This is a genomic window from Microbacterium sp. PI-1, from assembly GCF_004337555.1.
GTDB lineage: Bacteria > Actinomycetota > Actinomycetes > Actinomycetales > Microbacteriaceae > Microbacterium > Microbacterium aurugineum.
The window spans coordinates 163,981-174,903 of the sequence record NZ_SJYZ01000006.1 but is presented as its reverse complement, the minus strand read 5'-3'; the positions used below and the strand labels follow the sequence as shown (position 1 = coordinate 174,903).

General features: G+C 69.5%; 11 protein-coding genes. 5 read left to right on the top strand and 6 right to left on the bottom strand.

The annotated features are described in order from the left end of the window. The first annotated feature begins 167 nt into the window (after positions 1-167). From E0W80_RS07825 to E0W80_RS07810, 4 genes are all read left to right on the top strand, one after another. The gene (locus E0W80_RS07825) at positions 168-809 is read left to right on the top strand and encodes a DUF4129 domain-containing protein (RefSeq protein WP_131491985.1); all 642 of its coding nucleotides are present in this window, start codon (positions 168-170) and stop codon (positions 807-809) included. After that, entirely contained in the window at positions 806-1,993 is a 1,188-nt protein-coding gene (locus E0W80_RS07820) for a DUF4350 domain-containing protein (protein WP_131491984.1), read from the top strand. Before E0W80_RS07825 ends, E0W80_RS07820 begins: the two co-directional genes overlap by 4 nt. A gap of 96 nt (positions 1,994-2,089) precedes the next feature. Then, positions 2,090-3,013, top strand: a complete 924-nt coding sequence (locus E0W80_RS07815; protein WP_227992070.1) for a MoxR family ATPase — start codon at positions 2,090-2,092, stop codon at positions 3,011-3,013. Continuing rightward, positions 3,014-4,321 (top strand): DUF58 domain-containing protein, encoded by a 1,308-nt coding sequence (locus E0W80_RS07810; protein ID WP_131491982.1) that lies wholly within the window; start codon positions 3,014-3,016, stop codon positions 4,319-4,321. 29 nt (positions 4,322-4,350) lie between these two features. Here the strand turns inward: E0W80_RS07810 and E0W80_RS07805 are convergent, their stop codons facing one another. Beyond that, positions 4,351-5,343, bottom strand: a complete 993-nt coding sequence (locus tag E0W80_RS07805; protein WP_047523006.1) for a stage II sporulation protein M — start codon at positions 5,341-5,343, stop codon at positions 4,351-4,353. A gap of 16 nt (positions 5,344-5,359) precedes the next feature. On the opposite strand from E0W80_RS07805, the gene E0W80_RS07800 reads away from it, so the two are divergent. Beyond that, positions 5,360-6,169 carry an RDD family protein gene (locus E0W80_RS07800; RefSeq protein WP_131491981.1) on the top strand — a complete coding sequence of 270 codons (810 nt, stop codon included), beginning with the start codon at positions 5,360-5,362 and terminating at the stop codon, positions 6,167-6,169. Between the two features lie 51 nt (positions 6,170-6,220). Here E0W80_RS07800 and ahcY read toward each other — a convergent pair whose 3' ends face one another. The 5 genes from ahcY to E0W80_RS07775 all read right to left on the bottom strand — a co-directional run bounded on the left by ahcY (position 6,221) and on the right by E0W80_RS07775 (position 10,923). Next, positions 6,221-7,666, bottom strand: a complete 1,446-nt coding sequence (gene ahcY / locus E0W80_RS07795) for an adenosylhomocysteinase (RefSeq protein ID WP_131491980.1) — start codon at positions 7,664-7,666, stop codon at positions 6,221-6,223. Between the two features lie 43 nt (positions 7,667-7,709). After that, positions 7,710-8,924, bottom strand: a complete 1,215-nt coding sequence (locus E0W80_RS07790; RefSeq protein WP_131491979.1) for an ABC transporter permease — start codon at positions 8,922-8,924, stop codon at positions 7,710-7,712. Next, positions 8,921-9,685 carry an ABC transporter ATP-binding protein gene (locus E0W80_RS07785; RefSeq protein WP_131491978.1) on the bottom strand — a complete coding sequence of 255 codons (765 nt, stop codon included), beginning with the start codon at positions 9,683-9,685 and terminating at the stop codon, positions 8,921-8,923. The genes E0W80_RS07790 and E0W80_RS07785 overlap by 4 nt, the downstream gene beginning before the upstream one ends. Further along, positions 9,682-10,608, bottom strand: a complete 927-nt coding sequence (locus tag E0W80_RS07780) for a biotin/lipoyl-binding protein (protein WP_131491977.1) — start codon at positions 10,606-10,608, stop codon at positions 9,682-9,684. Before E0W80_RS07780 ends, E0W80_RS07785 begins: the two co-directional genes overlap by 4 nt. 108 nt (positions 10,609-10,716) lie before the next feature. Further along, positions 10,717-10,923, bottom strand: a complete 207-nt coding sequence (locus E0W80_RS07775; RefSeq protein WP_047523011.1) for a DUF3499 family protein — start codon at positions 10,921-10,923, stop codon at positions 10,717-10,719.

The window sequence follows — 10,923 nt, the reverse complement described above, 5'->3', positions numbered from 1 at the left end:
CCCCCGGCGCAGCCCTCCGCACCCCCGGTGCCGACACCATCGCCGGGGAGCACGGGATCGATGGGGGCCGCGCCGACAGGGTTCCCGCCCCCGCCTCCGCCCGCACCGACCGCACCGACCGCCCCGCGGGAGACCGGTTGGGCTGCGCCTGGCGGCGATGACACGGCATGATCCGACCGTTCGACGACCTGTTCGTCCCCGACGGCGATGAGGCGCGACGCTGGGCCGAGGAGGAGCTCTCCAACCCGCGCTATGCCGACGCGAAGCCGACGTGGTTCGACCTCTTCGCCCGTGACGTGGGCCGTTTCCTCGCCGATCTGTTCAACGCCGACAACAGTGCGAATGTGGGGCCGGCTGCCCTCATCATCGTGATCGCCCTCATCGTCGCCGCGTTGATCGCGGCCCTCATCATCTGGGGTCGGCCTCGAAGGTCTCGCACCGTCCGACGCGGCCGCGCGGATCTCCTGGGCGCGGCCGATGATCGCTCGGCGTCACAACTGCGCAGCGACGCCGAGCGCCGAGCACGCGAAGGCGATTGGAGCACGGCGACGATCCTCCGGTACCGTGCCATCGCCCGGAGCCTGCTGGAGCGGGATCTGATCGATCCCGCCCCCGGCGCCACCGCGCAGTCCATCGCGCGCGACGCGATCCGGGTGTTCGAGCAGGAGGCGGAGGCGATGCGCCGCGCGGCCACTGCGTTCGACGACGTCCGCTACCTCGGGCACGCCGCGACGGAGCAGACCTATCGAGAGCTCGCCGCGACCGACGCCCGACTCCTGTCGCTTCGCCCCGAGGAGGTGCCGGCGTGAGCCTGACCGCTCAAACCCCGTCGGTCCCGTCGACCGCCGAGCACCGACCGCGCAAGACGAAGGCGATCGTGGGCTGGCTGATCGTGGTGGCGCTCGTGCTGATCGTCGCCTTCGTCGCGCTCCGCGTCAGTGTGACACCGCCGGGAGCACGGGGAGCGCTCGATCCGGAAGGCCGGGACGATGCGGGCGCGCTCGCCCTCGCCGAGATCCTTCGCGACCGAGGAGTCGACGTCGACGTCGAGCGTTCCCGGACGGCCGCGCGCGCGGCGATCGGCGACGACACGACCCTCGTCATGGCGAATCCGTACACGTTGACGGACGACGCCTTGGAGACGCTGATGGAACCGGCGGACCGCATCGTGTTCCTCTCCGCAGGCACCCATCTCCTGAGCGCACTCGACATCGGCGAGAACGCCTCGGGGACGCTTCCTGCGGTGTCCGCCGAGTGCGATGTCGCCGAGTTCGCCCGAGTGGGGACGATCCGCGCGGACAGACTCTTCTCCCCCACGAGTGGGGTGGTGCCCTGCTTCGGCGATGCGAACGGCGCCGCGGTGCTCGTGGACGACCGCACGGACGACCGCCGCATCGTCGTGGAGGGCTCCAGGCTCTTCGGAAACGCCTCCCTCGCGGAGAACGGCAACGCTGCGCTGGCCCTCGCCCTGCTCGGGCAGACGGACCACGTCGTCTGGTACGTCCCGAGTTTCGCGGACTCCGACATCGAGGGCGAGTCGATCGACACGCTCGGAACCTTGACACCGCCCTGGGTCACCCCGGTGATCCTCCTGCTGCTCCTCACGGGGATCGCCGCAGCCGTCTGGCGCGGTCAGCGCTTCGGCCCGCTGGTTGCCGAGACCCTGCCCGTGACCGTCCGCGCCTCCGAGACGATGCACGGACGCGCGCGTCTGACGGCCAGGGCCGCGGACTCGGCGCACGCCGCGGAAGCTCTCCGCGACGGCGCCCAGCGCCGACTCGCACGACGACTCGGGCTCGCCGCACACGCCGGCGCGGACGAGGTCGCTGACGCGGCCTCCGACCGACTTCGGATCCCGCGCGGCACCCTGCAAGCCCTGCTGGCCGGGCCCCTGCCCACCGACGACACAGCCCTGATCGATCTCGCACGACGACTCGACGACCTCGAGGCCGCAGTGGAGTCGAGCACGCACAGTGCGAGGCATGACGAATGATCGAACGAACCGACCCTTCCATCCACCCAGAGAAGCCGAGGGAACCCCGTGACCGTTGAGAATCTCCCCGCCGACGACGCCGCGCTTCGTCAGGCGATGCATCGGGTCCGCACCGAGGTCGACAAGGCCGTCGTCGGGCAGGCCGGCACCGTCACCGGACTCCTGGTGTCCCTGCTCGCCCGGGGCCACGTCCTCCTCGAGGGCGTGCCCGGGGTCGCGAAGACGCTGGTGGTCCGGTCCTTCGCTCGAGCGCTCGGCCTCGACACGAAGCGCGTCCAGTTCACGCCCGACCTCATGCCGGGCGATGTCACCGGTTCGCTCGTGTACGACGCTCGCACCGGTGAGTTCGATTTCCGGGCCGGCCCCGTGTTCACCAACATCCTGCTCGCGGACGAGATCAACCGCACGCCTCCGAAGACGCAGGCAGCCCTTCTCGAGGCGATGGAGGAGCGCCAGGTGTCGGCCGACGGTGTCAGTCGTCCTCTGCCGGACCCGTTCCTCGTCGCTGCGACCCAGAACCCGATCGAGCACGAGGGCACCTACTCACTGCCCGAGGCACAGCTGGACCGCTTCCTGATGAAGCTCGTCGTCGGCATGCCCGAACGCGATGCCGAGCTCTCGGTGCTGCGCCGCCACGCGGACGGCTTCTCCCCCCGCGAACTCACGGGTATCGATCCGGTGGTCTCGCCGGACGAGATCCGTGCCGCCCAGGAGCGCGCGGCGGCGGTCGAGGTCACCGACGACGTCCTCGGCTACGTCGTCGACCTCGCGCGCGCGACACGCCAGTCCCCCTCGGTCGAGCTCGGTGCCAGCCCCCGCGCCTCGACGGGACTGCTCGCGGCAGCCAAAGCCTGGGCTTGGCTCAATGCCTCCTCCGCGGTGACCCCCGACCACGTGCAGACCATGCTGGTTCCGGTCTGGCGCCATCGGCTCCAGTTGCGGCCGGATGCCCAGATGGAAGGCGTGTCGGCCGACGCGGTCCTCACTTCCGTGGTGCAGCAGACCCGGGTGCCGATCTAGGTGTTCATCACCGGCCGGCTCACCATCGCCCTCGCCGTGGGCGTCCTCCCGCTCGTCCTCATCGGACTGGCGGGCTATCCGGCGTACCCCGCCCTCGGGGCCTGGATCGGCCTGTGCGTGCTGCTGGTCGCGCTGGATGTCGCTCTCGCCGCGAACCCCCGATCGGTGACCCTGAGCCGCCGGGTGCCCCAGCGAGCTCGTCTGGGCGAGCAGGTCCCGGTGAGCGTCGCCGTCCACAACCACGGCACCAGGACACTGAACGCCGTGATCCGCGACGCCTGGCAGCCCACGGCCGGGGCTCCCGCCGAACGCCAGCAGTTGCGTGTGGCGCGGGGGGAACGCGCCCGGGTCTCGATCACCCTCCGCCCCCGGCGACGTGGGGAACTGGTGAGCGAGTTCGTGATGATCCGCTCGCGCGGCCCGCTCGGCCTCGCCGGGCGACAAGCGCGACACGTCGTCCGCGGCGCGATCCGGGTGCTGCCTGCCTTCTCCTCACGAAAGCACCTGCCCTCGCGCCTCGCACGGTTGCGCGAACTGGACGGCAACACCAGCATCCAGGTGCGCGGTCAGGGAACCGAGTTCGATTCGCTGCGCGAATACGTACGGGGTGATGACGTGCGCTCGATCGACTGGCGGGCCACGGCTCGAGCCGGAACGACGATGCTGCGCACGTGGCGTCCTGAGCGCGACAGGCACGTGGTCATCATCATCGACACGGGCCGCACAGCCGCTGCCCGAGTCGGGGACGGCACCCGTGTCGATGCCTCCCTCGAGGCCGCTCTGCTCCTCGCCGCGCTCGCCTCCCGTGCTGGCGATCACGTGCACCTGCTCCTGTACGACCGCGTCGTCCGTGGCAGGGTGACCGGTGTCGACGGCACCGCGCTGCTCCCGGCGATGACCGACGCGATGGCCCCGGTGCACGCACGCCTGGTCGACACCGACTGGCACGGTGCCTTCGCTGCGGTCCGCTCGCTCACCACACGACCGTCGCTGATCGTCGCGCTGACCGCGCAGGATGCCGCAGAATCGGCGCGCGGCTTCCTCGGGGCCTTCCCGCGGGCGTCACGGGCGACGACGGTCCTCGTCGGTTCGGTGACGGACGACGGCATCAGTGCTCTCGCCCGAGAACGAGGTTCCCGGGAAGAGGTGTACCTCGCTGCCGCGGCCGAACGCACCCTCCGTGACGCGGAGAACGTCGCCGACGCGATCCGCAGAGCCGGTGGAGAGGCGATCGCCGCCGACCCGGAGGAACTCCCCCCTCGCATCGCGGATCGCTACCTCGAGCTGAAGGCCGCAGGACGCCTCTGACCTGTGCCGTGCCCGTGCACTGAGGGCGATCAGCCGGAGATGAGCCGCGGAGTCCCTGCCTCGTACTCGACGAGGTCGCCGGTCTCCCCTGCCCGGTGCGCACGCCCTCCGATGACGAGCATGTAGATCAGGAACACCGCGAGCGCGGCCGCACCGATCCCGATCTTCACCGGCCACGGGAGACCCCAGCCGGTCACGAAGCCCTCGACGAGCCCCGACAGGAACAGCGCGAAGATGAGTCCGATCGCGACCGTGGCGAGTGCCCTCCCCTCCTCGGCGAGAGCCTCCCCGCGGGTGCGGTGCCCGGGAGCGACCCAGGCCCAGAAGATGTGCAGCCCCGCGGCGCCGGCGACGAAGATGCAGGTCATCTCGAGCATGCCGTGCGGGAGGATGTAGAGCACCATCAGATCGGCCTTGTCGTGCGCCGCCATGATCGCGCCGGCAGTGCCGATCCCCATCGCGTTCTGCACGAGCATGTAGACGGGCCAGATCCCGGTGACGCCGAACAGCACGCACTGCATCGCGATCCAGGCGTTGTTCGTCCACACCATGCCCATGAACGTGGCCGCGGCGTTCTCGGTGTAGTAGCCCGTGAAGCTCTCGTCCGCGTACTGCTCGAGGGCGTCGGGCGGACCGAGGGTCGCGATCAGCGCCGGGTCGCTCGCGATCCATGCGGCTGTGCCGACCGCGACGGCGATGAAGGCGACCGCGATCACCAGAGTGGTCCATCGCAGGCGATAGAGAGCGGCAGGAAGCTGCAGTCGGAAGAACCGTGCCGTCTGGGTGAGGATGCTGTCGGACGCGCCGGTGAGGCGGAGCCGGGCTCTCACGAGGATCGTGGACAGATACGCGCCCTGCGGCGAGTCGCCGACCGAGGTCTTCAGTTCGGCGAGGTCGGCCGACGCGGCGCGGTAGCGGACGATGAGCTCATCCACTCCGGCGCCGTCGAGTCGGGCGCGGCTGAGCTCGTCAAGCCGTTCCCACTCGGCACGGCGTGCATCGGTCAACGCGTCGGCATCCACCTGATTTACTGTACTCATGTCCACCCCGATCGACGTCTCCGACGAGGTGCTCTCCGGCGAAGCCGTCGCCATCGATGTGCAGCCGGTCGGCTTCCTGCTGCGCGCGCTCGGTGCCGCCATCGACATGCTCCTCGGATACGCCGTGTTCGCACTGTGGCTCTTCCTGCGCATCTGGCTGCTGAACGCCGGCGTGCTCGACGATGCCACCGACCGCATCGCGACGGTCGCGGCGATCGTGGTCAGCTTCGTGGTGCTGCCGATCACCATGGAGGTCGCGCTCAAGGGCCGCAGTCTGGGCAAGCTCGCGATCGGCGGACGCATCGTCCGCGTCGACGGAGGCGCCGCCGGATTCCGCCATGCCTTCATCCGCGCGCTCATCGGCGTGCTGGAGATCTACATCACGTTCGGCGGCATCGCCGTGCTCACGGGCGCCTTCACGGCGCGGTCCCAGCGGCTGGGCGACCTCGTCGCGGGGACCTACAGCCAGCGCGTCCGCACTCCGGCCCTCATCTCGCACGCCCCCGTGCTGCCCCCGGCGCTGGCCGGGTGGGCGCAGATCGCCGACGTCGCGCGAATGCCCGACCGGCTGGCTCGGCGCATCTCGCAGTTCCTGGTGAGCGCTCCGCGGATGATCCCCGCCGCGCGGGCCCGCGTCGCGCAGGAGCTGCTGGCGGAAGCGACACCGTTCGTGTCGCCGGTGCCACCCGTGTCACCCGAGCAGGTTCTCGTCGGCATCACCGTGCTGCGCCGCGAACGGGAGCGCCGAGCGCTGGAGAACGCCGACCGCCGCGCCGAACGGCTCACCGGACGTCACGTCGGCGTCTGAGTCCCGCCGGAGGACGAGCTCCGACGCGGACGAGCGCCGACGCGGACGCGGTCAGTAGCGGTAGTGCTCGAGCTTGTACGGCCCCTCGACCGGCACGCCGATGTATGCGGCCTGCGCATCGCTGAGCGTGGTCAGCTGCACCCCCAACGCGTCGAGATGGAGGCGGGCCACCTTCTCGTCCAGGGACTTGGGAAGCACGTACACGCCGATCGGGTACGCCTCGATGTTCGTGTAGAGCTCGAGCTGCGCCAGCACCTGGTTCGTGAAAGACGCACTCATCACGAAGGACGGGTGGCCGGTGGCGTTGCCGAGGTTCATCAAGCGGCCCTCGCTGAGCACGAGCACACTGCGTCCGTGGGGCAGACGCCACTCGTGGACCTGCGGCTTGATCTCGATCTTCTCCGCGCCGTCGAGGGCTTCCAGACCCGCCATGTCGATCTCGTTGTCGAAGTGCCCGACGTTGGCGACGATCGCCAGGTGCTTCAGCGCCAGCATGTGCTCGGTCGTGACGACATCGCGGTTGCCGGTCCCGGTCACGACGATGTCGACCTCGCCCGCGACGTCGAGCAGACGCGCCACCTGGAAGCCGTCCATGGCGGCCTGGAGCGCGCAGATCGGATCGACTTCACTGACGATGACCCTGGCTCCCTGTCCACGGAGGGCTTCTGCCGCCCCCTTGCCGACGTCGCCGTACCCGCAGACGAAGGCCACCTTGCCGCCGATGAGCACGTCGGTCGCGCGGTTGAGCCCATCGGGGAGGGAGTGGCGGATTCCGTACTTGTTGTCGAACTTGCTCTTGGTCACCGAGTCGTTGACGTTGATCGCCGGGAACAGCAGATCCTCGGAGGCGGCGAGCTCATAGAGACGATGCACGCCCGTCGTGGTCTCTTCCGTGACTCCGATCAGCCCTGCGGCGAGCGCCGTCCAGCGGTCGCTCGACTCCGCGAGGGAGCGGCGCAGGAGGTCGAGGATGATCGAGTATTCCTGTGAATCGGTCTCGGTCGGTGCAGGTACTGCTCCGGCCTTCTCGAACTCGACGCCCTTGTGCACGAGCAGAGTCGCATCGCCGCCGTCGTCGAGGATCAGGTTGGGTCCGTCGAACCCGCTCGACGACCAGTCGAAGATCCGCGCCGTACAGGCCCAGTACTCCTCGAGGGTCTCCCCCTTCCAGGCGAAGACGGGCACGCCTCCCGGGGCCTCGACGGTGCCTTCGCGGCCCACGACGACGGCGGCGGCCGCCTCGTCCTGCGTGGAGAAGATGTTGCAGCTCGCCCACCGGACCTCGGCGCCGAGGGCCACGAGCGTCTCGATGAGGACCGCGGTCTGCACCGTCATGTGGAGCGAGCCCGCGATCCTGGCGCCCTTCAGCGGCTGAGCACCGCCGAACTCCTCCCGGAGTGCCATGAGTCCGGGCATCTCGTTCTCCGCGAGCCGCAGCTGGTGACGGCCGGCTTCGGCGAGGGACAGATCGGCCACACGGTACTCGAGCTCAGGCATGCGCTCATTCTTCCATCCTGTCGGCCCCTCACGACCGTGTGTGTCAGAAGCGGATCGCGTCGATCACCTTCACCCGTAGAGCCACGAGCGCGGGGATGAACCCCGACACGGCGCCCACGACGACCGAGGCGATGAGTCCGACCAGCGCCGCCCTCATCGGGAACGGCGGGACGTCCTGGATCCCGTAGAACATCGTGGTCACGATCCAGTCCGATCGCAGGACGGCGACGACGATCGCGATCCCGATGACTCCGGCGACGGTCGTCGCGACGAGGCTCTCGAGGAAGACCGAGAAGAAGACCCGGCCCGAACTGGCGCCGAAGGCGCGTCGCACGCCGATCTCCCGCACGCGCTGCCGCATCGCCACGAGCTGGATGTTGATCAGGCTGAGAGCACCGAGGGCGAGGATCAGCGAGGCGATTCCTCCCGTGATCATCTCGAAGGTCGCCTGGACGTCCAGAGCGCCCGGCTGCGCCGCCCAGTCGGTGCGACTCACCGAGATCGTCTGCCCCTCGGGCAGCCCCGCGCGCAGATCCATCGCCAGCACCGGGCCGATCTGATCGGCTTGATCGACACCGACCCACACCTCGTACTGCGTCGAGACTTCCGCGGGCAGAGCGTCCACTCTGTCGCGATAGTCGTCGTATAGCAGATCGACCCGCAGCTCCTCGTCCCCGAAGCCCTGCCGGGGAACGATGCCGATCACCTGATAGGTGCCGCCTGCCGCGCCGCCGAACTCGACGGTGGGGTGCTGAGACAGCGGCACCCTCCCCAGACGGTCCCAGAGCGCCTCCGTGATCACGACCGGAGGTGCCATCGCCTCCAGGTCGGAGTCGAGGAACCAGCGCCCCTCCAGGAGCTTCTCGCGATGGATCTGTGGGAATGCCGGGTCCATGATGCGCGCGGGGACCGCGGTGATGCCCTCGGGAAGATGCACATCCAGCACGACGCCCTGCGCGATCCGCGTGGTGTGACTGAAACCGAACCGCTCGGACACCCGGGTGAAGCGATCGTCGAATTCGTCGGCGTCGATCGGCGTGCCGTCGGCCGTGCTCGCCGAGACGGCGATGGTCGCGGCGCGTCCGCCCCACCGGTCGGACTGCTCCGCCTGGAACTGGCGCTGGTACTCCGAGATCGCCACGACCGCGGTGAGTGCGCCGACCGAGACGGCGATGCCGATCAGGCTCAGCAGCACTCGCAGCTTGTGGACGCGGATCTCCGCCCAGGCGTCGGAGAGCGCGCCGAGGAACCCGGTCACGAGACGGACTCCGCCACCGCGGGTGTCCCCTCCGACGGCACGGACGCCGCGAGCGTCGAGGCCTCGAAGGCGCGGCCCAGGTCCACCGGTTCCAGGCGTCCGGCATCCAGGCGGTAGTGCCTGCGTGCGCGCGCGGCGACGTGCAGGTCGTGCGTGATGGTGACGAGCGCCGCATCGGTCTCGGTGGCGACCTCGTCGAGAAGGGACATCACGGAGGCCCCGGTATCGATGTCGAGGGCGCCCGTCGGCTCATCCGCGAGGATCAGGACGGGCTTCCGCACCAGCGCCCTGGCGATCGCGACCCGCTGCTGTTCACCCCCGGAGAGCTTGTCGGCGATCTGGTCGATGCGATGGCCGAGGCCGACACGCTCGAGCATGTCCGCGGCGATCTGTCTGCGGTTCCAGAACATCCGGCCCTTCGCATGTCCGAGAGGCATCGTCACGTTGTCGAGCGCGGTGCGCCCGGGGAGCAGATTGAACTGCTGGAAGACGAAGCCCACGTTGTCGCCACGCAGCCGATCGAGGCGCCCCGATCGCATCCGGCGCACTTCACGCCCTTCGAAGGAGACGGAACCGGAGGTCGGCGCATCCAGCATCCCGAGGATGTTGAGCAGCGTCGACTTGCCGGACCCCGAGCGCCCGACGATCGAGACGTGGTCCCCTGCACCGACTTCCACGGTGATGCCGCGAAGGATCTCGAGCCGCGAGTCGTCCGGGAGCAGAACGCTCTTCGCGACGTCGTCGAGAGCGACGAGGCTCACCAGCTCATCCCGCTGTCGCACTGTTCGACCCCCGGCGACACTTCGTAGCAGAACTCCTCGACGGGGGCGACGAAACCGGGCACGAACTCGCGGATGCTGTCGCCTTCCGCCAGTCCCTCCGTGACCTCGACGATCACCCCGTCGTTGACCCCGAGCGTCACCGTGCGCTCCTCCGGCTCGGAGCCGTCAGCCGCGTCCACCCAGACGATGCCTGATCCGGCACCGCCCTGCACCGCGGTGACCGGGACCACGAGTGCGTCGTCGACCTGGCCGAGCGCGAGGTCGAGGGTCGCGGGAAGCCCGGCGAAGACCGTCTGGTCCTTCGGGATGGCGCACCGCACGCTGGCTGTCCCCTCTGCCGAGACCTGGACGCGCACGCCGGTGCACGCGAACGGGGCCGGTCCGCCCGTGATGGTGATCGTGGCCTCGCTCGGCGCGTTCACGAGACGGTACAGCTGGACCGGGTCGACGGTCGCCAGCAGGTGGTAGCGCGCGGGCGTGAGCTTGTACGTCTCGGTACCGACGGACGTCATCTGCCCCTTCACGAGAGCGATCTCCGACACGTCGCCGGCTTCGGGGGCGAGCACGTCGATCTCCTTCCGGGGATACTCCTGACGAACGGTGAAGAGCTTCTGACCGGCGCTCACCGCCGCGCCTTCGCTCACGTGGACGGCCGTGACCGTCCCGTCGAGTTCGCTGCGCACCCCGAAGGTCTCGTCGCGAGCGATGTTGCCGGTCAGGGTCAGAGCATTGACGACCGAACCACGTTCCACGGCGATGATCGGGTCGGTGATCCCGGCATCAGGGCTGACGATGGTCTCGGCCCTGTCGGGGAAGAAGGCGATCTTGACGAGCGCGGCGGCGCACGCACCGAAGACCACGACGAGAAGCAGGGGGAAGATCCAGCGACGCCAGACGATCACGAGTGCCTTTCCGGCTGCGCCGCCCTGGCACGCCTCGGGACAGCGTATCCAGGCTCAGGCGTTCTCCCGCTGCGGCGGACACCGCGTGTCCGGCCCGAAGGGGCGCCGTCAGACGCGGAGGGCTTCGTGGCGGACGACGAGCCAGCCGGCCGGGACCGAGAGTCGATCCGCGTGCGGCGAGCAGAGGTCGTGGGCCTGAGGGTCGTTCGCGGCACCGAGCGGTCCGAGCGCCGCCATCTGGTCGCCATAGTCATAGGTGAGGGTGGCCACGGCTTCTCGCACGCAGCCGACCTTCGAGCACAGTCGTCCGTCCAT